This is a genomic window from Streptomyces sp. RKAG337 (assembly GCF_023701715.1).
Lineage (GTDB): Bacteria > Actinomycetota > Actinomycetes > Streptomycetales > Streptomycetaceae > Actinacidiphila.
Genome location: NZ_JAJOZA010000001.1, coordinates 2,066,120 through 2,089,729 on the forward strand (window position 1 = coordinate 2,066,120; position 23,610 = coordinate 2,089,729).

Consider the following 23,610-nt stretch of genomic DNA (forward strand, 5'->3'; position numbering starts at 1 on the left):
CAGCCGCGCGCGGAAGGTCGCGCCGCGGGATCACTTGCTGCGGGGATCGAGGGCGTCGCGCAGCCCGTCGCCCAGCAGGTTGAATGCCAGGACCGTGACGAAGATCGCCAGGCCGGGCACGATCATGTATTGCGGATCGGCCTCGTAGAGATCGATCGCGCTGGTGAGCATGCCGCCCCAGGACGATTGCGGCGGGGCGATTCCGACCCCGAGGAAGCTCAGTGCGGCCTCGAAAATGATGTTGGTCGGAATCAGCAGCGTCGAATACACGAGGATCGGCGCCACAAGGTTGGGGAGCAGCTCACGGAAAAGAATGAACGGACCGCGGGCACCCAGGCTGCGGGCGGCTTCCACGAACTCACGTTCACGCAGGCTGAGGGTCTGCCCGCGCACAATTCGGCCCATGTAGGGCCAGTTGAAGAATCCGATGACGAAGATCAGTACGCAGATGCGGAGCGGAAGTCCGTCCAGTCCGAACGCGCCGTCCTGCAGCGAAGCCGAAATGGAGATCGCGAAGAGCAGCAGCGGAAAGGCCAGGAAGGTGTCCATCATCCGGCTGATCAGGCTGTCGACCCAGCCGCCGTAGTAGCCCGCGATGACGCCGAGCACCGTACCGATGACGTTGGACAGGATCGTCGCGCCGGTCGCCACGAGCAGCGACACCCATGATCCCTCGATCACCCGGGCCAGCAGATCGCGGCCGAACTGTGGATCGACCCCGAGCGGGTGTTCCCAACTCATGCCGCCCCAGGCGCCCTTGGGCGCGAGGAGCACCGGGTCCACGAGGTCCTGATGGAACGCGTTCGGGTCCAGGCCGAAGATCGACTCGATCGGCTTCGCCAGCACGGCCAGCAGCACCAGGAGGATCACGACGATGCCGCCGGCCACGGCCACCTTGTCGCGCCGGAAGCGCAGCCAGGCGATCTGGCCGAGGGAACGTCCCTCGATCTGACTCTTCTTGACCCCACTGAGAATGGCTTCGGGCTGCGCCCCGGCCTGTGAAGCAGTGGTCTCGATCGGTGCGGTCATGGTGAAACTGACCCCTCTCGCCGGCGGATAACCGGCGCGCGCCCGCCGCTGTAGCGGCTTTACTCTTCACTCATCAGTCGTGCTGCTGGTGCTGTGCCATGCTCAATTGCAGGGAAAACAGGCGGTGCAGGCGGTGCTGTTGGTGCAGGCGGAGCAGGTGTTCGCCGGGGCCGCGAGCCCCTTGCGGCGAGAGTCTTCATCCAGTCCGCGATCACCCGCCAGACTTCACAACGAATGGATGCGCAACTGTGATCTGGTGAATCATCGTCCGTTATGGGCCCGCGCCGGATGTAACGTCGGCACATGAATGATCGGCTGCATGCGGTGTGCGACCTGATGATCCCCACTGTCCGGGAAATGGCCGGTCTGCACGAGTACGACGGGCGGGTGCAGGATTTGTCACCCGCCGGCGTCCGGCGCGGACTGTCCGCCCTCGCGCACGCGCGGCGCGGGCGCCCGGCCCCGCACGGCGCGCGCGAGCGCCATGACGACGCGCACCTGTCCGTCTTCGAGGAGTCGCTGAAGGTCCAGTACGGCGAGCTGGAGCTGCACCGCCGCGACCCGTACCCGCATCTGTCCAACCTGGAACTGGCCTCCTACGACCGCGAGTACGCCCCGCGGCAGGAGCGGGCCGCCGCCCGGCTCAAGCACCTGGCGCAGTGGCCGGAGGCGGTGGACGCCGCGATCAGCTCGCTCGACCGGGTGAGCGCGCCGGTCGCGGGCGCGCTCCTCGGCGCCGTACGCGGCCTGGCCGCGGGACTCCACCCGGACCAGGGCCCCGAGGCCGCCGCGGCGCTCCCCGCGCACGAGCGGCTGGTGGCGCACGTGGCCCGGGCCGCGAAGACCGGCGATCCCGACCCGCGGCTCGGCGGCCCCGCGCTGGCCGCCCTGATGGGCAGTCAGGAGGGCCTGCCCGTCGACCTGACGGCGCTGGCGGACGAGGCGGCCCGCGAACGGGACCGGCTGACGGAGCTGCTGATCGAGTCCTGTCGCGCGCTCGACCCGAACCGCGACGTCGACGAGCTGATCGCCGAGCTCCTCGCCGACCACCCGGCCGCCGACGGTGTCATCCCGGAGGCCGCCCGGCTGACCGAGGAGGTCATCGAGTTCACCCGGGCCAAGCGGCTGGTGCCGCATCTGGACGGCGACTGCCTGGTCGGCCCCGCGCCGCCCTCCCGCCGCTGGGCGATGGCGATGATGTCCTGGGCCGCGCCCGGCGAGCCCGACGCCGCCTCCTGGTACCACGTCACCCCGCCGGAGCCGGACTGGCCCGAGGCCGAGCGCGAGGAGTGGCTGACCGTGTTCAGCCGCACCAGCCTCCCCTCGATCACCGTCCACGAGGTCTCCCCCGGCCACTTCGCGCACGGGCGCTCACTGCGCCGCGCGCCCACGCCGGTCCGGCGGGTCCTGCACTCGCTGTCCTTCTGCGAGGGCTGGGCGCACTACGTCGAGGAGGTCTGCCTCGAAGAGGGCTTCCGGGCCCGCGACCCGCGGTTCGCCATCGGGGTGGCCCTGGAGGCGCTGGTGCGGGTCACCCGGCTGTCCTGCGCGATCGGTCTGCACACCGGCGCGATGACGGTCGACGAGGCCACCGAGCTGTTCATGCGCGATGCCCATCTGGCCCGCGCCGGCGCCGCCTCCGAGGCCCGCCGCGGTACCTTCGACGCCGCCTACGGGCGCTACACCTGGGGCAAGCTGGAGATCATGCGGCTGCGCGAACGGGCCCGCCGCGACTGGGGGTCCGGCTTCTCGCTGGAACGCTTCCACGGCGCGCTGCTGGACCTCGGCAGCCCGCCGCTCGGCCTCATCGGCGCGGCGCTCACCGGCGCGTAGCGAACCCCGTCGACCGGCCCCGTCCCCGTCTCCCCCGGCCGGGCGCGCCCTAGCGGGGGGCCTGGCCCTGCGGCCAGCCCCAGGCAGCCGCGGGGGCCGGGCCCGAGGCGGCGTGCGCCTCACGGTCGAAGAAGGGCTGGCCGTTCATCCGCATCCACATCGCGACGGGGTCGTACTCGTCCGCCATGGCGACCGTGGAGACGGCCAGCCCGTCCGGCACTCCGCTGATCGACTGCTGCATCATCAGGCGTACCGCTTCCACCGCCTGGGGCGAGGAGTCGTACATGTCCAGGCCGATCGCGAGATACGGCTCGCCCAGCGCGGGCTGCACCCAGGCGCGGCGCAGCGACCGTACGGCCGGCGTCCGGTGGGCGTGCTGCGAGAGCAGGGCGTAGAACTGCGGGATCTGCAGGGCCGGCTCACCGATCTGCAGCGGTCCTGCGGGCAGCCGTTCGAGGCCGGTGGCGATCCGCCGCAGATCGAGCCAGGGGATGCCGACGCCGCCGCCGGGGGCGTGCGGATTCAGCCACAGTCCCCAGCGCTCGGGGAACAGCGCGGTGGCGATGTCGCGGCCCTGGACGAGCTCATGGGCCCGGTTCCAGCCGCTGGTGGCGAGCTCCTGGGGGGAGGTGACGGCCGGCGCGTAGCCGTAGCCGTCGATCTCCATGTTCCCGTACTGGGCGTCGGGCGATCCGGGTGCGCCGTGCCACAGCAGCATCCAGACCTGGCCGCCGGCCAGTGACACGAGCAGATCCTCGTAGGCGTCGAATCGTCCGGGCGCCACCTGCCGAAGCATCTGCTCGACGTGGCCGGCTGCCGCCGCACCGCCCTGCGCGCCCGCGATCACGTGGGTCCGCCCCTTCTCTCCGTCACCGGTGTCACCGGGTCCGGCGCACGCCTGTGCACCGCCCGCCATCAAACCAGGTTGTGCGCCCCCGCAGACAGCGCACGGGCTCAGTCCCGTCCGAAGAAGGGCAGGACCCGCTCCAGCATCCAGTCACCGACGGGGTCCTGGGCGATGTCCAGCAATACCAGCTGCACCGGCAGCGGCAGCGGTACGGCGCCGAGCGCACGGCCCAGCGCGTCCATCGCGGCGGCCCGGTCCTCCTCCTGCCAGCGGTCCAGCTCGACGCCGACGAACAGCTGCGGCGCCGCGCCCTCGACACTGGCCAGCGCGCGCCGTGCGGAGAGCACCACCGGGGTGATCGCGAACTCGCCCGCGGCGGCGGCGAGGAAGTCGACCGGCTCGTCGTCCGGCTCGGGCTCCCACAGCCGGACCCGGCCGCCGGACGCCGCCCGCGGATCGCGGTCGGACCGGCAGAGGTCCTGGACGGCGGGGGGCGGCAGCGGGATCCCGGCCGTCCCGCCTGGATTCACGGCGATGCCGACCTCAGGGGGCAGCCCGCGGGCGAACTCCCGGGCCGGTGCGACCGTGCAGGCCATCCCCTGGGCGGCCCGCAGGAACTGCTGCTCGGAACTGAACACCGGTATGTAGAGGGTGCCGTCGATCTCGAAGGACGGCAGGTCCAGATCCCGGCTGCCGGGCCCGCCGCCGTTGGGCAGCGGCACCCACAGCTGGGAGCGGCCGAGCACTTCGAGGAGCCGGGCGTTCGCACCCGGGGTGCCGACGCTCGCGGCGAGGACGGCTTCGAGTTCGTTGGCCGGCCATGCGCCGGCCGGGCCGTGGGCACCCCCAGCGGTGGCTGGGGGAGGCGGAAGCTGCGTGTTCACTGCGCTGTGCCTCGCGTTTTTAGAGCCTGCAATGTCTGCTGCGTGCGGCCGGCGACCGCCGTTCCCGACGCCTGCCGCCCTGCCGGAACCCTAGCGGTTACCGGGTTGGCAACTGCCCTGATCCGCGGTAACGGCCACCGGGGACGCCTCGGATCCGGCCCGGCCGCCGCCGAAGACTATCCGCCGCACATCGCCCGCCGCGGGCCGGTCCAGGAGCAGCGCGGAGACACAGCCGTCCGGCCGTCCGCCGGGCCCGGCCAGCGCCACCAGCCGCCGGGCGGCCCTGCGGTGCCGGGCCATGGCGTACCCGGACACCATCCGCCCGCGCGCGAGCTGGCCGGCGCGGGCCGCGTCCTCCGGAACGTCCAGCACCAGCAGGTGCAGCCCCCGGCCGCGGCGCCGGGCGTCCCTGGCCAGCCAGCGCCGTACCCAGGCCAGCGAGCCGCAGTCGTGCACGACGAGGCTGGCGCCGGTGCGCAGCGCCCGGCGCAGCCTCGCGTAGTGGTCGAGCCGCACCAGCGGGCGGTACGCCGCGTACGGCAGCAGGGCCGGCATCAGCGCCTCCCAGTGCACCCGTACGTCCTGCGAGTCGATCCGGCGGACCGCTCCGTCGGAGGTATCCCCCGCGCCGTCCCGCTCGTCGACCGCGCGCCGCATGAGCGTGCTCTTGCCGCTGCCCGGCAGTCCCGACACGACCAGCACGTCCCCCGCCGGGTAGCGCAGCGTCGTCCCGGCCCACCGCTCGTCCCCCTGCACAGCCCCCGCCTCCCCCAGGCCGGCCTGCCGGCCTCGGCCTCGACCGGACCCCGGTGGAACCCGGCCACTGTCAGTAAAGAGAGGGTAATGGCAAGCAAAGGGTTTCCCCAGAGGCCCGGTGGCTTCCGCCGCATGCAATGATGAGCGCCACAACTTGCATACTGGCCGTTCGAGGCCGCGCGGGAGAGTCCCTGCCATCATGAGCAGGGCGCCGAAGGAGCAAGTCCTCCCTTGAATCTCTCAGGCACAGTCACCGCGCGGGCGAGGCACATCTGAAAAGCGGTCGGGCCCGTTCACGGTCCGACCCACCCAAGGTGCAAGCCGGGGCCCTACCAGGCCGCGGTGAACCTCTCAGGTTCCGATGACAGATGGGGAGGCCCCTTCCTTCGGGGTTTCGTCATTCTTTGTCATTGCCATGAGAGTCTCGCCACGCCTGCACCGGGAGCCCGACTGATGAGCCAGCCGCCCACCGACGCCCCGCGCCGTACCGCGCTCGACGCCCTGCATCGTGCGCTCGGCGCGACGATGACCGACTTCGCCGGCTGGGACATGCCGCTGCGCTACGCCAGCGAGCGTGACGAGCACACCGCCGTCCGCACCCGCGCCGGCCTGTTCGACCTCTCGCACATGGGCGAGATCACCGTCACCGGCCCGCAGGCGGGCGAAGCGCTGGACCACGCGCTCGTCGGCCACATCTCGGCCCTCGCGGTCGGCCGGGCCCGCTACACGATGATCTGCGCCGCCGACGGCGGGATCGTGGACGACCTGATCGTCTACCGCCTCGGCGAGGACGAGTACATGGTCGTCGCGAACGCCGGCAACGCCCAGGTCGTCCTGGACGCCGTCACCGAGCGCGCCGCGGCGTTCGACGCCACGGTCCGCGACGACCGTGACGCGTACGCGCTGATCGCCGTCCAGGGCCCCGAGTCCCCCGGCATCATGAAGGGCCTCACCGACGCGGACCTGGACGGGCTCAAGTACTACGCGGGCCTGCCCGGCACCGTCGCGGGCGTCCCCGCGCTGATCGCCCGTACCGGCTACACCGGCGAGGACGGCTTCGAGCTGTTCGTGGCCCCGAGCACGCCGAGGCGCTGTGGAAGGCGATCACCGAGGCGGGCGCCGGCGTCGGCCTCATCCCGTGCGGCCTGTCCTGCCGCGACACGCTGCGCCTGGAGGCCGGCATGCCGCTCTACGGGCATGAGCTGACCACCGCCACCACGCCGTTCGACGCCGGTCTCGGCCGCGTCGTGAAGTTCGACAAGCCGGGCGACTTCGTCGGGCGCACCGCGCTCACCGCCGCCGCCGAGCGGGCCGCCGAGCAGCCGCCGCGCAAGCTGGTCGGGCTGGTCGCCGAGGGCCGCCGGGTCCCGCGCGCCGGGTACCCGGTCACCGCCGCCGACGGCACCGTGATCGGCGAGGTCACCTCCGGTGCGCCCTCCCCGACCCTCGGACAGCCGATCGCCATCGCCTACGTCGACGCGGCCCACGCCGCGCCCGGCACCGAGGGCGTGGCCGTCGACATCCGTGGCGCTCAAGAGCCGCACAAGGTGGTTGCGCTGCCCTTCTACAAGCGCCAGCGCTGACCGACCCGCCCACCCCTGCGCGAGCACCCCTTCACATCCGGGAGAATTCCGTTATGAGCAACCCCCAGCAGCTGCGCTACAGCAAGGAGCACGAGTGGCTCTCCGCCTCTGAGGCCGGAGTGTCCGCCGTGGGCATCACCTCACACGCCGCCGACGCGCTCGGCGACGTCGTCTTCGTCCAGCTCCCGGAGGTCGGAGCCGTCGTCACCGCCGGCGAGACCTGCGGCGAACTGGAGTCGACCAAGTCGGTCAGCGACCTGTACTCCCCGGTCACCGGCGAGGTCACGGACGTCAACCAGGACGTCGTGGACGACCCCTCCCTCGTCAACTCGGCCCCCTTCGAGGGCGGCTGGCTGTTCAAGGTGAAGACGACGGAGGAGCCCTCGGACCTGCTCTCCGCCGAGGAGTACTCCGCCTTCACCGGCGGCTGATCCCTCCGGACCTCGATCCGGGCCTCAGGTCCGGAGCTCGAAACCGACCTCGACCAGGAAGATCCCATGTCGCTCCTGAACAGCTCCCTTCATGAGTTCGACCCGGACGTCGCCGCCGCCGTCGACGCCGAGCTGCACCGTCAGCAGTCCACCCTCGAAATGATCGCGTCGGAGAACTTCGCGCCGGTCGCCGTCCTGGAGGCCCAGGGCTCGGTCCTCACCAACAAGTACGCCGAGGGCTACCCCGGCCGCCGCTACTACGGCGGCTGCGAGCACGTCGACGTCATCGAGACGCTCGCCATCGAGCGGGTCAAGGCGCTGTTCGGCGCCGAGGCCGCGAACGTGCAGCCGCACTCGGGTGCCCAGGCCAACGCCGCCGCGATGTTCGCCCTGATCAAGCCGGGCGACACCATCCTCGGCCTGGATCTGGCGCACGGTGGGCACCTCACCCACGGCATGAAGATCAACTTCTCCGGCAAGCTCTACAAGGTCGCGGCCTACCACGTCGACGAGAAGACCAGCCTCGTGGACATGGAGGAGGTCGAGCGCCTCGCCAAGGAGCACCGTCCGCAGCTGATCATCGCGGGCTGGTCGGCCTACCCCCGCCAGCTCGACTTCGCCGAGTTCCGCCGGATCGCGGACGAGGTCGGCGCCCTCCTGATGGTCGACATGGCCCACTTCGCGGGCCTCGTCGCGGCCGGGCTGCACCCCTCGCCCGTGCCGTACGCGGACGTGGTCACCACCACGACCCACAAGACCCTGGGCGGCCCGCGCGGTGGCGTGATCCTCTCCAAGGCCGAGTACGCCAAGAAGATCAACTCCGCGGTCTTCCCCGGCCAGCAGGGCGGCCCGCTGGAGCACGTGATCGCGGCCAAGGCGGTGGCCTTCAAGGCCGCGGCCACCGACGAGTTCAAGGACCGCCAGGTCCGCACCCTCGAAGGCGCCAAGATCCTCGCCGACCGGCTGGTCCAGCCGGACCTGACCGAGGTCGGCGTCTCGGTGCTGTCCGGCGGCACCGACGTGCACCTGGTCCTGGTCGACCTGCGCAGCAGCGAGCTCGACGGGCAGCAGGCCGAGGACCGGCTCCACCAGGTCGGCATCACGGTCAACCGCAACGCCATCCCGAACGACCCGCGTCCCCCGATGGTCACCTCGGGCCTGCGGATCGGCACCCCGGCGCTGGCCACCCGCGGCTTCGGCACCGAGGACTTCACCGAGGTCGCCGACATCATCGCCGAGGTCCTGAAGCCGGACTTCGACGAGGACCTGGCCAAGAGCCTGTCCGCCCGCGTCTCCGCACTGGCGGCGAAGCACCCGCTGTACCCCGGACTGTAATCGGACCGTCGTACGCGTCAGGTCGGGGCACCGCGCACACTGGAAGGTGAGCCGGTGCCCCGCACCATGTCTCCCGCACCACCTGTCCCGCGCACCACCCGGCAGACAACGGCGTCTGCGCAACCAAGGAGTTTCTCGTGGCCATCTCGGTCTTCGACCTGTTCTCGATCGGTATCGGCCCGTCCAGCTCGCACACCGTCGGCCCCATGCGGGCCGCCGGGATCTTCGCCCACCGGCTCAAGAACGAGGGCCTGCTCGCCCACACCGCCGCCGTCCGCGCCGAGCTCTTCGGCTCGCTGGGCGCCACCGGCCACGGCCACGGCACGCCGAAGGCGGTCCTGCTGGGCCTGGAGGGCCACTCGCCCCGCACGGTCGACGTCGAGACCGCCGACGCCGAGGTGGAGCGGATCCGCACCAGCGGCCGCCTCAACCTGCTCGGCGCCCACGAGATCCCCTTCGACGCCTCGTCCCAGCTGATCCTGCACCGCCGCCGCTCGCTGCCGTACCACGCCAACGGCATGACGCTCTTCGCCTACGACGCGGACGGCGCGCCCCTCCTGGAGAAGACGTACTACTCGGTCGGCGGCGGCTTCGTCGTCGACGAGGACGCGGTCGGCCAGGACCGGATCAAGCTCGACGACACCGTGCTGCGCCACCCGTTCCGCACCGGCGACGAGCTGCTGCGGCTGTCCCGCGACACCGGCCTGTCGATCGCCGCCCTGATGCTGGAGAACGAGAAGGCCTGGCGCAGCGAGACCGAGATCCGTACCGGGCTGCTGGAGATCTGGGGCGTCATGCAGGCATGCGTCTCGCGCGGCATGTCCCGCGAGGGCATACTCCCCGGCGGCCTCAAGGTCCGCCGCCGCGCGGCCAACTCGGCCCGCCAGCTGCGCGCCGAGGGCAACCCGGCCGCTCTGGCGATGGAGTGGGTCACCCTCTACGCCATGGCCGTGAACGAGGAGAACGCCGCGGGCGGCCGCGTCGTCACCGCGCCCACCAACGGCGCGGCCGGCATCATCCCGGCCGTTCTGCACTACTACATGAACTTCGTGCCCGGCGCCGACGAGGAGGGCGTCGTCCGCTTCCTGCTCGCCGCCGGCGCGATCGGCATGCTCTTCAAGGAGAACGCCTCCATCTCCGGCGCCGAGGTCGGCTGCCAGGGCGAGGTCGGCTCCGCCTGCTCGATGGCGGCCGGCGCCCTCGCCGAGGTGCTGGGCGGCTCCCCCGAGCAGGTCGAGAACGCGGCCGAGATCGGCATGGAGCACAACCTCGGCCTCACCTGCGACCCGGTCGGCGGCCTGGTCCAGATCCCGTGCATCGAGCGCAACGGCATGGCCGCGGTGAAGGCCATCACGGCCGCCAAGATGGCGATGCGCGGCGACGGCCGGCACCACGTGTCTCTCGACAAGGTCATCAAGACCATGAAGGAGACGGGCGCCGACATGAAGGTCAAGTACAAGGAGACGGCGCGCGGGGGCCTGGCGGTCAACGTCATCGAGTGCTGACCAAATAACAAGACTTTTGTTAATGTAGCGTCATGACCACCTCGCCGGCTCCCGGAGAAGGACCCGTCCGCCCGGTCTCCGTCTCGCTCCACGAGGGCACCATCGCGGCCCTCAAGGCGCGCACCGGCAACCGGGGCATGTCCGCGTACGTCGAGGCCCTCATCCAGCGCCAGCTGGAACGGGACCGGCTGCGCGAGCTCATCGAGGACGCGGAAGCCGAGCACGGCCCGGTCGACCAGGCCGCGGTCGAGGCCAAGCGCGCGCTGCTGCGCGGCGCCCCGGCCGGCTCGGCGGACGCCGCGTGAGCGGGACCCTCGTCCTGGACTGCGAGGGTCTGTCCAAGCTCGTACGACGCACACCGGAACTCACCGAATGGCTGGCCGCGGCCGAGGCCGAGGACATCCGCGTCGTCACCAGCTCCGTCACGCTCGTCGAAGCCCGCGATCCCAGGACCAACCAGGCCCGCTTCGACCACGCCGTGTCACGCGTGAACATCGTCCCGCCCACGGAAGCCATCGCCCGCCACGCGAGCAAACTGCTCGCCTCGGCGGGACTGCACGGCCACAAGTACGCGCTCGACGCCATCGTGGCCGCCACCGCACTCGCTTCGCCCGCCCCCGTGACCGTCCTGACGTCGGACCCCGAGGATCTCCTGATGTTGTGCGGCCCCGGCATCCGAGTGATCAAGATCTGACTCGCCGGGGCACTCGCCGGCGGCCCGCCCGGCTCCGCTCAGGCCGTCACCGGCGGCCGCGGGGTCAGCCGGAAGGCGGCGAGGGCGGACAGGCTCAGGCCGGCGATGACCAGGGCCATCGGGACCGAGGTGTCGGAGCCGCCGAGGCCGGCCATCGGGGCGGCGAGGCCGCCGAGGGCGAACTGGGCCAGCCCCATGAGGGCGGAGGCGGTGCCCGCCATCCGCGGCGGGCGGCCGGACAGCGCGAGGGCCATCGAGTTCGGCAGGATGAGCCCGATCGGCGCGACCACCAGGAACAGGCCGGGCAGCAGCGTCCAGAGCCCGGCGGCCAGAGAGCTCACCACCGTCAGACTGCCGACGGCGGCGATGGTCAGGCCGATGCCGAGCAGCCGGCGGGAGCCGTGCCGGTCCAGCAGCCGGGCGCCGACGCGGCCGGCGATGACGATGCCCGCGCCGTTCGCCGCGAAGATGCCGGCGAACGCCAGCTGCGGCAGGTCGTAGACGTCCTGGATCACGAACGGCGATCCGGAGATGTACGTGAACATCGCGGCGAAGGCCAGCCCGCCGGTGAGCATGTAGCCCGCGAAGGCCCGGTCGGCGGCCAGCTTGCCGAACGTCACGAGGACGGCCTTCGGCCCGTCGCCGCGCCGGTCCTCGGGGGCCAGCGTCTCGGGCATGCCGCGGTACACGACGACGACCAGCACCGCGCCGAGCCCGGTGATGACGGCGAACAGCCCGCGCCAGGGCATGACCTGGAGCAGCGCACCGCCGGCCAGCGGCGCCACGATCGGCGCGAGCGCGCTGACCTGGACGAGGCTGGCGAAGAAGCGGGCCGCCGCGGCCCCTTCGTTCCGGTCCCGGACCACGGCGCGGGCGATCACGATCGCGGTGCCGCCGGAGGCGCCCTGGAGCAGCCGGAACGCGATCAGGAACCAGACGTTCGGCGCGATGACGCACAGCAGCGACGCCACGGTGTAGCCGATGACGCCGCCGAGCAGCAGCCGGCGCCGTCCCAGCAGGTCGCTGGCCGGGCCGGCCACCGCCTGGCCGAGCGCGAGCCCGACCAGACAGGCGGTGAGGGTGAGCTGGATCAGTGAGGCGCCGCCGCCGAGGTCCTTGCCGAGCTCGGGCAGCGCCGGGAGGTACATGTCGATCGACAGCGGGCCGAGCGCGGACAGCCCGGCCAGAGTCGCCACAAGAGTGAACGGGGGTGTCTCGGCACGGACTTGTGCGGTCTTCGTCACGCTGTTCCCTTCCGGGGGACGGGGGGCGGGCGGTCCTGCCGGGGCCGTCGTGAGGACGGCCCCGGCCGGACCGCCCGGTCAACTCAGTGTCGTTCAGGCCCCGATGAGAGTGACCGGGTCACCGAACCTCATCAGATCGCGGTACAGCTCCGCCCGGGAATGCCGCATCGTGCGCAGCACGCCGACCGCGCTCTCGGCCGACGCCTCGCCCTGGACGATCGAGCGGTCGTCACCGACCAGGCCGGCCGTCACGCTGATGTGCCGCTCGATGTCCTGCAGATCGGCCTCGAGCAGCGCGTCACGGGCGAGCGCCAGTTCGGGGTCGGTCGCCGCCAGTTCGGCGAAGGGCTGCGGGGAGACCTTGACGAGGTTCCGCATCGCCTTCCGGAACGCCTTGTGCTCGGGCTGCGTCCGGCCGGTGAGTGCCACCGGCACGGCCGGCGGCTGCATGGTCGGCCGGACCTTCGCGTCGTAGCACGGAGCCGACATGTCCCCGGAGTGGATCATGGCTGCGGTGAACCCGCGGACATAGGCGATGGACTCCTGGAGGGCGTCGAAGGCCGCGTCGCGGTCCCCGTCGGCCAGCCCGGTGCTCGCCCGGGAGACGGCGTCGGCCGCCGCGAGGTTGAGCACGAAGTAGAAGTGGTGGGTGATGACCCACCGCGTCAGCTCGTCGTTGCCCGGAACGTACGGGCTCTGACCCCCGGCGGGGGTCCCGTCCGAGGGCGCCGCGGCGCCGTCGCGCGGCACCAGGCCTTCCAGGATCTTGGCCATGGCGTGGACCTCGTAGGCCTGATCGTTCAGATCCAGCCGCGCGACACGCAGATCGCGCAGCGTCCGCGCGATGATCGTCGTCACTTCCGAGACGAGCCGGGCGTCGTCGACCGGCGCCGTACGGACCCCGAAGTACTCATGGTTGGGAACGATCGGCTTCAGCGCCGCGGCGTCCATCGGGACGACCATGGCCTCGACGGCGAGCCGGTCGGTCTCCTCCACCGCCGCGTCCATCGCCTTGCGGACCGCGTCACCGGCTCCCGCCGGGTTGAGCAGTTCACCGTGCAGGCGCATCAGCGCGTCGGTCGCCGTGGTGAGGGCGGTACCGACCGGTGCGGCGGGGCGGGTGCGGCCGCGCACCGTGTTGTTCTCAGGAAGGACGACGATCGGGATGTCGGGACAGGCAGCAGACATGTCAATCACCTCAGTGTCTTCGGAATGACCAGGGAGCGGTCGGTCGGGGCACCGCTGGTTTCACGAGCCGGCGAAACCACGTGCCTCCTTGAGGAACTGCCCGATGTACCCGTCGTGCGGCAGATACGGATCCCGGTACCAGCCCGGGACCCTGCCGTGCAGGACCGTGCGGATGCCGGGGGTGTCCAGGGCCTCGTCGACGAGCGCGGCGTCGTCGGTGAGCAGGGTCAGGGCCAGCGAGTCGTCCAGCGGGCCGATGCCCTCCGACCGCTGCCAGGGCGCCACCCACACGCAGGGGAACGGCAGTTCCGTGCCCAGCCCCGGGTGGTCGGACCGGTCCACGCACATCACCGCGGGCCGCAGGGCCGCGGCGTCCTCGTCGACGACGGTCACCGGACCGCCGTCCGCCTCGTAGTACCGCTCCGTCAGATCGACGGCGCCCTGCGCGGCCCGGTCGAGAGCCGTCCGCAGGCCGGCCGCCTCCTTGCGGGGGCGGACGGGGAGGACCGCCCGGTCGTCGGTGACCGGAAGGGCCGGCAGCGAGGCCAGTCTTTCGGCCAGCGCTTCGGCCAGGGCGCGATGGTCGCCCGAGGTGAGGACGGCGGTGGTGTTGGTGCACCGCACTCCGCCGTCCCCGGAGATCTCGGCGACGAGATGGTCGAGCACCGCCTCGTCGACCGGGCCGTCCACGAGGATCTTGCTCCGGCCGGGACCGCGGACCAGCACCCGGTCGTTGCCGCGCAGCCGGGCCACCGTGGCCTCGCTGCCGTAGACCAGGGCCAGATCGGCCGCGTCCACGAGAGCGTCGGCGGCCGCGTGGGACCCGGGCAGCAGACTGATCCAGCCGGGATCGAGACCGGCCTCCAGCAGCGCCCGCACCAGACGCAGCGGGGTGACGGGGTCACGGGTGCCAGGACGCACCACGACCCGGTACCCCAGCGCCACGGCCTGGAGCCAGGCTCCATGGGTGGCCGGGTGGTTGCTGGGGGCCACGACGCCGAAGACGGAACCGCGGCGCACCCAGCGGGCGCTGCGGCCGGCGCCGACCGGGGACTGTTTCCCGACGACGTCGCCGAGCAGCCCGCAGTCGTTCCGCATCCGGCCGAGGGTCTGGCGGGCCACGCTGATGGGCACGCCGGAGACGAGTGCCTGGATGCGGCAGTACTCCTCCGGGGTCTGTCCGCCCAGGGTGGCGTCGGCGAACCGGCGGCCCGCGTCGGCGAGCACCGCGAGGCGCTCGTCCCGCGTCATCCGCGGCGCTTCGCGCATGCGCTTGACGGTGAGCCTGGTCACCAGGGCGGGTGCTTCATGGACGGTGGCGAGGGGAGCGCCGTTCACGCCGTGCAGCACACGCGTGTCACGGGAGCTCCGCTCCTCCCCGTCGCGGAGCACGGGTATGGACAACACGTCAGACCAACTCCTCGGGTGCCGGCCAGGAAAGGGGGCGGGAATCGTCCGAGAGCCGGGTCGGGACCCGGAACTGGGTGCGTTCCTGGTCCGTGACGTCATGGCCCATCGCATGGCGGATTCCGGCCGTCTGGATCGCCCGTGGCGGGCAGCCCTCCAGGTAGACGCCGGCTTCCCGGTGTTCGTAGAGGGCGTTGCCCACCAGGACCACCGCACCGCGCAGTTCGGGGAGGCGCTCCATCGGGCCGGAAACGATCGTCAGTTCCCCGGGGAAGGCCAGCAGTTCGTCCCGCAGCCGGTGCATGGCGGCCGCCAGCCACCGGCGGCAGTCCTCGCACGCCGTGTCGGCGTGGACGTGGATGCCCTCCCGTGGCGGGGTGAGGGTCACCGGCGCGCGGTCGATGGTGAACGCGACATCGTCGACCGCGACGCCCCTGACCTCGATGTCCGCGAGGTCGATCGGACCGAGTCCGCGCCGGGCGGCATCCTGCAGATAGGCCAGTTCCCACGCCCCGACGCCCGCGACCGCCGCCATGGTGACGTCCATCGCGACGGCGTTGCGGGAGGCCGCGATCAGGCCGACCTCCCGGGTGCTGCCCTCCATCGGGTAGTTGCCCTCGATGACGGTCATGGCGTCGCAGACCACGAGGTGCTGTGGCCGGAGCTGGTTCAGGTCGACTATGGATTCCTCGACACCGGCCATATGGACGATGCGGGTGGTGAATCCGGGCAGCAGACCGACCAGGTTTTTCATGGCGTTGGTGAAGACCACGCTGGAGTGCGTGCGCAGCTGCGGGGCACCGATGAAGAAATCACACTCGGTGACGATATCGGGAACGGCGATCGGTACCCGCAACGATCTTGCGCCGGGAACCTGCACAATGCGTAACGGCCGGTCGTCGAAACTGACCACCTGAGCGTACCGGTGAACCGGGTGCTCGAGGAGTATTTCCTTGAGTACCTGAGTGCGCTCGGCAATGAATACTTCGGCCCCGCGCGCGGACGCGCGCTTTGCCAGTGCCAGCAGCAGTTCCGGGCTTGTCCGGAAACCCGGTTTTCGCTGGAACATGTTTGGCTTGATGACGACACGGTCGCCCTTGCCGATGTCCTGTAATGGATCCCCGAGCAGATCCAGCGCCGCTTCGACCCCTTCGTCGACGGCGGCGGCCGTTTGGTTCCCGACTTCTTTCAGAGAAACGGCTGTCAGATTTCCAGCCATGTGGACCCCCTTGTGTGAGTTTTCGGCCGAGGGGGTCAGACCGGCCATCCGTCGAACACCACGGCGCGCGCCGGGGCGGCTTCCACACCGGAGATCTTGATGGGGAGCGCCATCAGCTGGGCGACCTGGTTCTCGATCTGGTCGAGGTTCTGGATGTTCTCCAGGATCGGGATGTTGGCGGCCAGCAGCCGCCGGTGCACCTGTCCGCTGCGGTCGTCCGGCCGCTCGGTGATGCAGTCCATGCCGACGAGCCGGACGTCGTTCTCGACCATCCAGTCCGCCGAGGACAGGGTGAGATAGGGCGGCTTGTCCCAGTAATCCTCCCGGCCGAGGTACCGGTTCGGGTGGTCGGTGCGGATCAGCAGGCGGTCGCCGGCCTGCCATACTTCGCGGACCGCCTTCTCCAGCTCGTCGCCGGTGACGGGGTCGAGGTCGCGGTGGCCGGAGAGGTCCGCGACGACCACCCGGCCGACGAAGGTCTCCAGCGGGACCTCGTCGATCTTCGCGCCGTCCTCGTAGAAGTGGAAACCGGATTCCACGTGGGTCCCGTTGTGCGGGAAAATCTGCAGATCGGAGAAGGTCCGGCCGCCGCCGGCCGGATCGGTCTCCGGAGTCATCGCCTTACGTATACCAAACTTCGGATACCACGAGGCGTTATAGGAAGGCATTCCCTCATACCAACCCTGGCTGATATCGACCATCTTCATGTCGTACCCCCGCTGTTCATGTCGTTCGGTTTTCGGCCAACGAAACGTCTTTCGGCCAACGGCAACCGCCCCGTCTGAGGACGGCACGGCGATGACAGCACAGGAAGAATGCGCTTGGCAATCCCCTCACTTCTGGGTTACTGTCCGGAAGAAGATCTTTCCGGGGGGACGAGTCTCAGTGAAAACCGATGCCATGACCACGACTGGGTGGCACTCCCCCTGAGCTCCATCGGAGCATCCCGACACCCCTTGGAAGGCACTCCCATGATTGTGGTAATGAGTCCGCAGGCTGCCCGGGAACAAGTTGAATCCGTAAATGAATTACTTCGGGGCAGTGGCCTGATTCCGATATCCAGCACTGTGGCGGGAGTCACAGTGCTCATCACAGAGGGAACCGACGGGCCGGACCTGGCAACGGTTCTGGAGAATGCGCCGGGCGTCGACCGGGTGGTCGTGGTGTCCGGATCGCAGCGGTTGACCAGTCGGGTGTTCCGTCCCGAGGACACCCAGGTGACGCTCGGCTCCGCCGGCGGAGCGGTGTTCGGCGGCACCGGATTCGCCGTCATCGCCGGTCCCTGCGCCGTCGAGAGCCCGGCGCAGATGAACGCCGTGGTGGACTCGGTCGTCGCGAGCGGCGCGGTCATGCTGCGCGGCGGTGCTTTCAAGCCCCGCACCTCCCCGTACAGCTTCCAGGGACTGGGACTCGCGGGGCTGACCCTCCTCGCCGAGCAGCGGAAGCGGACCGGCCTGCCGGTCGTCACCGAGGTCGTGACCCCGGGCGACGTGGAAAGCGTCGCCGAGGAGAGCGACATGCTCCAGATCGGCGCGCGCAACATGCAGAACTTCGAGCTGCTGCGGGAGGCGGGATCCTCCGGCCGGCCCGTCCTCCTCAAGCGCGGCATGTCCGCCACCATCGAGGAGTGGCTGCTCGCGGCCGAGTACGTGCTGCACATGGGGAACAGCGACGTCGTCCTGTGCGAGCGCGGTATCCGCAGCTTCGAGCGCGGCACCCGGTTCACCCTGGACCTCAGCGCGGTGGCCGAGGCCAAGCGGCTGACCCATCTGCCGGTGATCGTCGACCCGAGCCACAGCACGGGCAAGCCGCACCTCGTCGCGCCGATGTCGCTGGCGGCGGCCGCGTGCGGCGCCGACGGGCTGATCGTCGATGTCCACACGGACGCGTCGAACGCGATGTGCGACGGCGCCCAGGCCCTCAGCGGTGAGCAGTTCAGCACCCTCATGGGCCGGTTGAAGCCGGTCGTGGAGGCCGTGGGGCGCACCCTGTCGCCGGCCGTCACCCACTCCCTCGCCCGGGTCTGACCCCCACCTTCCTTGGAGAACCGCATGTCCGAGCACATCGTCGACCCGTTAACCGCCGATCTCGCGCCGGAGGAGTTCATCCACGCCGCGATGCAGTGGCACTTCTCCCCCGCCACCGGCTCGCCGTACTGGGTGAAGCGCGCGGCCGAGCTGGACTTCAACCCGCTCACCGACGTCCACACCTGGGACGACCTCGATCTCTTCCCGGACGTCAGCGACGAGTGGAAGGACGTCCCGGTCGACGCGCTGGTCCCCGCCGGGATCGGCAGGGAGGGCTGGGACTTCCAGGTCTTCGACAGCGGGGGCACCACGGGACGGCCCAAACGCATCGTGGAATCACGGTCGCGCCGCAACGGTGTCCACTGGGTGAGCCAGGTGCTCGCCGATCACAAGGTCCCGGGCGAGGGCGAGGGCCACTGGCTGCATCTCGGCCCCACGGGACCGCACATCGTCGGCCGTTCCGTCGGCCTGCTGGCGCAGCTGCGGGGCACGTTCTGCCACTACATCGACTTCGACCCGCGCTGGGTCAAGAACAGCGTGAAGCAGGGCAGGACCGATGAGGCGGCCCGCTATGTGAAGCACATCCTGGCGCAGGCCCACGACATCCTGTCCACCCAGCCCGTCTCCGTCCTCTTCGCCACCCCGCCGGTGCTCGAGGCGCTGGCCGCCGACGAGAAGCTGCTGGACCTGGTGCAGCGGAAGGTGCGCGGCATCATCTGGGCCGGCACCAGCGTGAGCCCCGAGACGCTGCGGGTCTTCGAGGACGAGCTCTTCCCCGACGCCGCCGTGGTCGGCCTGTACGGCAACACCATGATGGGCATCGCCCCGCAGCGCCCCCGGAACGGCGAACGGGACGACGAACGCTGTGTCTTCATCCCCTTCCACCCGTTCAGCCGGGTCAAGGTGGTGGACCCCGAGAACACCAGCACCTCCGTGGCGCACGGCGAGCGCGGGCAGGCGAAGATCAGCCTCGTCTCGCGGGACCTGCTGCTGCCCTGGACGCTGGAGCGCGACTCCGTACTGCGCATCGCGCCCACCGCCAAGTACCCCCAGGACGGGCTGGCCGACATCAGGCCCCTCACCGTGGCCGGCGGCCCGACCGCTGTCGAAGGGGTGTACTAGGCATGACCTCCACTGCCGCACCAGTGGTCACCTCTGAACGGCCCGTCACGGTGCTCGACCGCACCGACCGGGAGAGCCTCCTCGCCACCTGCCGGCGCGCCCTCGACCAGGCCCGCCGCAGCCAGCGGCTGGTCCTCGTCAGCTGGGCCAAGCCGCTCACCCTCGCCGACCCCGTCGCGATCTGGAGCCGGGCCCGGCGCGGTACGCCGCGCTCCTTCCTGTGGCAGTCGGCATGGGACCGCGGATCCGTCGTCGCGATCGGATCGGCCCGCGATCTGCGCGGACGGGGCGAGAACCGTGTCGCGTCCGTCCGCGACGGATGGCAGGCGCTGACCCGCGACCTCGTCACCGGCGGAACGGCGGTCACCGAACTGCCCGCGGGCGAGGGCCCGCTGGCCATCGGCGGTTTCGCCTTCAGCCCCGAGAACGCCCCGGAGAAGGGCCGCCTTCCGGACGCCCTGATGTGGGTGCCCGCGCTGCAGATCCGCGGCACGGTGCCCGACCAGGACGCCGCCGACCGTCCCGGCCCGGCCGAACTGCGCCTGAACGCGGTGCTGTTGCACGACAGCGACGCCGAGCAGGTGGTCAACGGCCTGATCCACCTCGCCGACCTCTGCCTTCCGCCGGAGGCCGCCGCCGAGGGGCGGAAACTGGCGTACGCCGACGAACGGACCCACACCAGCGCCGAGCTGCCGGACGCCGACCGCTGGAAGGGGCTGGTCCGCCGCGCGACCGGCCGGATCCGGGACGGCGACTTCGAGAAGGTGGTGCTGGCCCGTGAACTGCGGGTCACCGCCTCCAGCCCGTTCGACGTGCCGACCGCGGTGCACCGGCTGCGCAGCGCCTATCCCGGCACCACCGTCTTCGCGGTGGACCACGAGGAGTACACCTTCCTCGGCGCGACCCCCGAATACCTCGTACGGGTCGACCACCGGGCGGTGCACGCGCTGGGACTGGCCGGCACCGCGCCCCGCGGGCTCACCCCGGAACAGGACGCGGCTCTCGCCCTCGAACTGGCCGGCAGCGCCAAGATCCAGCACGAGCACGACGTCGTGGTGCAGATGCTCCGCGACGCCCTGCGGGACTCGTGCGTCAACGTCGACTCCGACGCGGAGCCGAGCGTGGTCAAGCTCGCCAACGTCCAGCATCTGTCCACGAAGGTCCGCGGCGAGCTGGCGGCCGACTCCACCGCGGGCATCCTGGACTTCGTCGACCGTCTCCACCCGACCCCGGCCCTCGGCGGCCACCCCCGCAAGGAGTCGCTGAGCTGGCTCTCCGACAACGAGGGGCTCGACCGGAGCTGGTACGCGGGAGTGGTCGGCTGGGCCGACCACTCCGGGCAGGGCCAGTTCGCGGTCACCATCCGGTCCGCCCTGGTCGACGGCCCCTCCGCCTCGCTCTACGCCGGCTGCGGCATCGTGGCCGACTCCGATCCCGAGGCGGAGTACGCGGAGTCCTGCGCGAAGCTGCGCCCGATGATGTCCGCGCTGGGAATCGAGTGACCGTCATGCCGTTCGCGCCCTCCCTCACCAGTGATCCACCCGGCACGGACGACGTTCTGACCCACCGGCTCGAAGCGCTCCGGCAGCAGCTGGCGGGCCTGGAATCGGTGGTGGTGGCCTTCTCCGGCGGCGCGGACTCCTCACTGCTGCTGGCGGCGGCGCTCCGCGCGCTCGGCCCCGGCCGGGTGCTGGCGGCCACCGGGGACTCGGCGAGCCTGTCGGGCCGGGAGCGGGCCGCCGGGCGGGACGTCGCGCGGGAGCTGGGGGCGCGGCACCTGTTCGTGGACACCCATGAGCTGGCGGCGGCCGGGTATGCGGAGAACTCCCCGTCGCGCTGCTGGTTCTGCAAGGACGAGCTGGTCAAGCGGCTGCTGAAGGTGGCGGACGCCGAGGGTCTGGCGCATGTCGCGACGGGCACCAACGCGGACGATCTCACCGACCGCTTCCGGCCGGGCATCCGGGCGGCCGCGCTGCACGGTGTCGTCACCCCGCTGGCCGACGCCGGTCTGACCAAGGACCAGGTCCGGGCGGCCAGCCGGGACTGGGCGCTGCCGACCTGGGACAAGCCGGCGTCGCCGTGTCTGTCCAGCCGGATCGCCTACGGCCTGACCATCACCCGGGAGCGGCTGGCCCGGGTCGAGGCCGCCGAGGACACGCTCCGCGACGGTCTGATCCGGGCCGGCATCACGTCGTACAACCAGCGGGTCCGCGACCTCGGCGACCGGGCACTGATCCAGGTCGAGAGCTCGGCCGTGGCGGAAGTCACCGCCCTTACCGAGGTGTTGGCGGCCGTGCGCCGGGCGGGGTTCGAGTCGGTGGAGGTCGACCCCCGCGGATTCCGGTCCGGCTCCCTCAACGAGGCCGCGGCCGGCGGCGCAGCGGAACGGAGCGGCTGAGCAGATGGATCGTGATGAAGTCCGGGACCTCCTGGAACGGGTGTCCTCGGGAAGCGAGACCGCGGAGGGGGCCCTCCGCATCTTGTCGCAGGGCCCCCTGTCCGGCGCCGGCGGTACCGGTGCCGGGACCGAGGACCTGGGGTTCGCCCGGCTGGACACCCATCGTGCCCTGCGCACCGGCGACCCCGAAGTGGTCTACGGGGCGGGCAAGACGCCCGAGCAGACCGTCGCCCTGCTGGAGGCCCTGCGCCGCCAGCCGGGGCGGCGGTCCGCCCTCGCGACCCGGCTGCCGGACGCGACGCTGGACGCCGTGGCGGAGACGTTCCCCGGCGCCCGGATCGACCCGGTGGCCCGCTGCGCCGCGGTGGGCGGGGAACCGGCCGCCCGGGGCAGCGTCCTGGTGGTGACCGCCGGGACGTCGGACGAACCGGTGGCGCGCGAGGCGGCGTTCGTCGCCTCCGAGTTCGGCTGCTCGACGCGCATCGTGCGGGACGTCGGCGTGGCCGGCATCCACCGGCTGCTCGCGGTGCGGGACGAACTGGACGCCGCGGACTGCCTGATCGTGGTCGCGGGGATGGACGGCGCGCTGCCGAGCGTGGTGGCCGGCCTGGTCGGCAACCCCGTGATCGCGGTCCCGACGAGTGTCGGGTACGGCAGTTCCTTCGGCGGGATCGCGCCGCTGCTCACCATGCTCAACTCCTGCGGTCCCGGCGTCATGGTGTGCAACATCGACAACGGGTTCGGGGCGGCCGTCGCGGCGGCCCGGATGACCCGGCGCATGGTCCGCGCCAACAGCGACACCGACGCCGACGCCGACTCATGCGCCTGCGCCTGCACCGGCACCCACGCACCGTTTCCGGTGAGCCGATGACGACCTCCGCATGGTTCGACTGCTCGTCCGGGGCGGCCGGGGACATGATCCTGGGCGCGCTGCTCGATGCCGGAGCCTCGGTGGCGGCGGTTCAGCGGGCCGTCGACGCCGTGGTCCCCGGCAGCGTCACCCTCCGCACCCAGACCGTCAGCCGCTGCGGTCTGTCGGCCACGAAGGTGCACGTCGACACGGATCCCAGCCCTCCGCACCGCACCTGGCACTCGATCCGCGCGATGCTCACCGAGGCCGCGCTCCCCGAACCGGTGCGGGAGCGGGCGCAGTCCGTGTTCTCTCGGCTGGCGCACGCCGAGGCCGCCGCCCATGGGACGGCCGTCGACGATGTGCACTTCCACGAGGTCGGCGCTCTCGACGCGATCGGCGATGTGGTGGGGGCGTGCATGGCCCACCACGAACTGGGCATCTCCACCGCGTCCTCGACGCCCCTGGCGCTGGGCAGCGGACGGGCGAACAGCGCCCACGGCGGGATTCCCGTCCCGACTCCGGCCGTGCTCCGGCTGCTCGCCGCCCACGGGGCGCCGGCGCGGTCCGGGGAGTTCCCGTTCGAGATGTGCACGCCGACCGGCGCGGCACTCATTCTGTCGATGTGTTCCTCGTGGGGCGGAATGCCGCCGCTGCGGATCCTCGGCAACGGAATGGGAGCCGGTACGCGGGATCTCCCGGAAACCCCGAATGTCGTCCGGGTCGTGCTGGGACATCCGGTCGCCGGGGAATTCGGCACCGGGGAATCCGGCACCGATGAGGCGGATACCCCGCCCGCGACGGACGCCGTGGTCGTCGACGCCAACATCGACGACCTCGACCCGCGGATCTGGCCGCATGTGCTGGCCCGGCTGATGGCGGTCGGGGCGTCCGACGCCTGGCTCACGCCCATTCTGATGAAGAAGGGCCGCCCCGCCCAGACGCTCTCGGTGCTCTGCCCGCCCCATCTCCTGCCGGCCGTGCGGGAGACGATCGTGACCGAGACCTCCACCATCGGGACCCGCGAGTACCACGTGGGCAAGCGGGAGCTGGCCCGGGAGTTCGCCACGGTCATGGTCGGCACCGCCGCCGTGCAGGTCAAGATCGCCCGCTATCGGCAGCGGATCGTCACCGCGCAACCGGAGTACCGGGACGTCGTCGCCGCGGCAGAACAGCTGGGCATTCCGGTCAAGACGGCGCTGGCGAGATCGATCGCCGCCGCCGAACGCATGAGTCCACAATAAATGGTGAGGTAAGA

22 protein-coding genes, 1 pseudogene and 2 riboswitches are annotated in these 23,610 nt (G+C 71.3%); of the genes and pseudogenes, 14 read left to right on the top strand and 9 right to left on the bottom strand.

Annotated features, from left to right (window positions below; all coding sequences use genetic code 11):
- Positions 1–30: 30 nt before the first annotated feature.
- The gene (locus LNW73_RS09065) at positions 31–1,029 is read right to left on the bottom strand and encodes an ABC transporter permease (RefSeq protein WP_250977855.1); all 999 of its coding nucleotides are present in this window, start codon (positions 1,027–1,029) and stop codon (positions 31–33) included.
- A 79-nt stretch (positions 1,030–1,108) separates the two neighbouring features.
- On the opposite strand from LNW73_RS09065, the gene LNW73_RS09070 reads away from it, so the two are divergent.
- Both LNW73_RS09070 and LNW73_RS09075 read left to right on the top strand, forming a co-directional pair.
- Positions 1,109–1,336, top strand: coding sequence for a hypothetical protein (locus LNW73_RS09070; RefSeq protein WP_250977854.1), 228 nt, complete (start codon positions 1,109–1,111; stop codon positions 1,334–1,336).
- A complete protein-coding gene (locus LNW73_RS09075) occupies positions 1,333–2,862 on the top strand; it encodes a DUF885 family protein (RefSeq protein ID WP_250989578.1) in 1,530 nt (509 codons plus the stop codon). The genes LNW73_RS09070 and LNW73_RS09075 overlap by 4 nt, the downstream gene beginning before the upstream one ends.
- A gap of 49 nt (positions 2,863–2,911) precedes the next feature.
- Here LNW73_RS09075 and LNW73_RS09080 read toward each other — a convergent pair whose 3' ends face one another.
- From LNW73_RS09080 to LNW73_RS09090, 3 genes are all read right to left on the bottom strand, one after another.
- Positions 2,912–3,658 carry an enhanced serine sensitivity protein SseB C-terminal domain-containing protein gene (locus tag LNW73_RS09080; RefSeq protein ID WP_250992855.1) on the bottom strand — a complete coding sequence of 249 codons (747 nt, stop codon included), beginning with the start codon at positions 3,656–3,658 and terminating at the stop codon, positions 2,912–2,914.
- A gap of 158 nt (positions 3,659–3,816) precedes the next feature.
- The gene (locus LNW73_RS09085; protein ID WP_250989579.1) at positions 3,817–4,593 is read right to left on the bottom strand and encodes an enhanced serine sensitivity protein SseB; all 777 of its coding nucleotides are present in this window, start codon (positions 4,591–4,593) and stop codon (positions 3,817–3,819) included.
- 90 nt (positions 4,594–4,683) lie between these two features.
- Positions 4,684–5,349 (bottom strand): ATP-binding protein, encoded by a 666-nt coding sequence (locus LNW73_RS09090; RefSeq protein ID WP_250977851.1) that lies wholly within the window; start codon positions 5,347–5,349, stop codon positions 4,684–4,686.
- A gap of 170 nt (positions 5,350–5,519) precedes the next feature.
- A riboswitch (glycine riboswitch) is annotated at positions 5,520–5,615 on the top strand.
- A riboswitch (glycine riboswitch) is annotated at positions 5,616–5,727 on the top strand.
- A gap of 75 nt (positions 5,728–5,802) precedes the next feature.
- Between LNW73_RS09090 and gcvT the strand changes: the two are divergent.
- From gcvT to LNW73_RS09120, 6 genes and pseudogenes are all read left to right on the top strand, one after another.
- A pseudogene (gcvT, locus tag LNW73_RS09095) lies at positions 5,803–6,932 on the top strand (glycine cleavage system aminomethyltransferase GcvT).
- Positions 6,933–6,985: 53 nt separating this feature from the next.
- Positions 6,986–7,363 carry a glycine cleavage system protein GcvH gene (gene gcvH, locus LNW73_RS09100; protein WP_138354913.1) on the top strand — a complete coding sequence of 126 codons (378 nt, stop codon included), beginning with the start codon at positions 6,986–6,988 and terminating at the stop codon, positions 7,361–7,363.
- 66 nt (positions 7,364–7,429) lie between these two features.
- Positions 7,430–8,698, top strand: coding sequence for a serine hydroxymethyltransferase (glyA, locus tag LNW73_RS09105; RefSeq protein WP_250989580.1), 1,269 nt, complete (start codon positions 7,430–7,432; stop codon positions 8,696–8,698).
- A 137-nt stretch (positions 8,699–8,835) separates the two neighbouring features.
- On the top strand, positions 8,836–10,203 hold the full coding sequence (locus tag LNW73_RS09110) for an L-serine ammonia-lyase (RefSeq protein ID WP_250977849.1): 1,368 nt from the start codon (positions 8,836–8,838) through the stop codon (positions 10,201–10,203).
- Between the two features lie 32 nt (positions 10,204–10,235).
- Complete coding sequence (locus LNW73_RS09115) at positions 10,236–10,508, top strand: hypothetical protein (RefSeq protein WP_250989581.1); 273 nt, start codon at positions 10,236–10,238, stop codon at positions 10,506–10,508.
- Positions 10,505–10,897 carry a type II toxin-antitoxin system VapC family toxin gene (locus tag LNW73_RS09120; protein ID WP_250989582.1) on the top strand — a complete coding sequence of 131 codons (393 nt, stop codon included), beginning with the start codon at positions 10,505–10,507 and terminating at the stop codon, positions 10,895–10,897. The genes LNW73_RS09115 and LNW73_RS09120 overlap by 4 nt, the downstream gene beginning before the upstream one ends.
- Positions 10,898–10,935: 38 nt before the next feature.
- Here LNW73_RS09120 and LNW73_RS09125 read toward each other — a convergent pair whose 3' ends face one another.
- From LNW73_RS09125 to LNW73_RS09145, 5 genes are all read right to left on the bottom strand, one after another.
- Positions 10,936–12,141 carry a multidrug effflux MFS transporter gene (locus tag LNW73_RS09125; protein WP_250989583.1) on the bottom strand — a complete coding sequence of 402 codons (1,206 nt, stop codon included), beginning with the start codon at positions 12,139–12,141 and terminating at the stop codon, positions 10,936–10,938.
- Positions 12,142–12,234: 93 nt separating this feature from the next.
- Positions 12,235–13,329, bottom strand: a complete 1,095-nt coding sequence (locus LNW73_RS09130; RefSeq protein ID WP_250989584.1) for a hypothetical protein — start codon at positions 13,327–13,329, stop codon at positions 12,235–12,237.
- A gap of 60 nt (positions 13,330–13,389) precedes the next feature.
- Complete coding sequence (locus LNW73_RS09135; RefSeq protein ID WP_250989585.1) at positions 13,390–14,736, bottom strand: aldehyde dehydrogenase family protein; 1,347 nt, start codon at positions 14,734–14,736, stop codon at positions 13,390–13,392.
- Position 14,737: 1 nt separating this feature from the next.
- Positions 14,738–15,955, bottom strand: a complete 1,218-nt coding sequence (locus LNW73_RS09140; RefSeq protein WP_250989586.1) for a DUF362 domain-containing protein — start codon at positions 15,953–15,955, stop codon at positions 14,738–14,740.
- Positions 15,956–15,990: 35 nt separating this feature from the next.
- Complete coding sequence (locus tag LNW73_RS09145; RefSeq protein WP_250992856.1) at positions 15,991–16,662, bottom strand: cyclase family protein; 672 nt, start codon at positions 16,660–16,662, stop codon at positions 15,991–15,993.
- Between the two features lie 276 nt (positions 16,663–16,938).
- Here LNW73_RS09145 and aroF point away from each other — a divergent pair, with 276 nt between their 5' ends.
- Genes aroF through larC form a run of 6 tightly spaced genes read left to right on the top strand, consistent with a single transcriptional unit; the run spans position 16,939 to position 23,596 of the window.
- On the top strand, positions 16,939–17,982 hold the full coding sequence (aroF, locus tag LNW73_RS09150; protein WP_250989587.1) for a 3-deoxy-7-phosphoheptulonate synthase: 1,044 nt from the start codon (positions 16,939–16,941) through the stop codon (positions 17,980–17,982).
- Between the two features lie 24 nt (positions 17,983–18,006).
- A complete protein-coding gene (locus LNW73_RS09155; RefSeq protein ID WP_250977838.1) occupies positions 18,007–19,104 on the top strand; it encodes a long-chain fatty acid--CoA ligase in 1,098 nt (365 codons plus the stop codon).
- A gap of 2 nt (positions 19,105–19,106) precedes the next feature.
- Positions 19,107–20,606: an isochorismate synthase gene (locus tag LNW73_RS09160; RefSeq protein ID WP_250989588.1), complete on the top strand. Its 1,500-nt coding sequence runs from the start codon at positions 19,107–19,109 to the stop codon at positions 20,604–20,606.
- Positions 20,607–20,611: 5 nt separating this feature from the next.
- Complete coding sequence (gene larE / locus LNW73_RS09165; protein ID WP_250989589.1) at positions 20,612–21,502, top strand: ATP-dependent sacrificial sulfur transferase LarE; 891 nt, start codon at positions 20,612–20,614, stop codon at positions 21,500–21,502.
- Between the two features lie 4 nt (positions 21,503–21,506).
- A complete protein-coding gene (gene larB / locus LNW73_RS09170) occupies positions 21,507–22,373 on the top strand; it encodes a nickel pincer cofactor biosynthesis protein LarB (protein WP_250989590.1) in 867 nt (288 codons plus the stop codon).
- Positions 22,370–23,596 carry a nickel pincer cofactor biosynthesis protein LarC gene (larC, locus tag LNW73_RS09175; RefSeq protein WP_250989591.1) on the top strand — a complete coding sequence of 409 codons (1,227 nt, stop codon included), beginning with the start codon at positions 22,370–22,372 and terminating at the stop codon, positions 23,594–23,596. Before larB ends, larC begins: the two co-directional genes overlap by 4 nt.
- Positions 23,597–23,610: the final 14 nt, after the last annotated feature.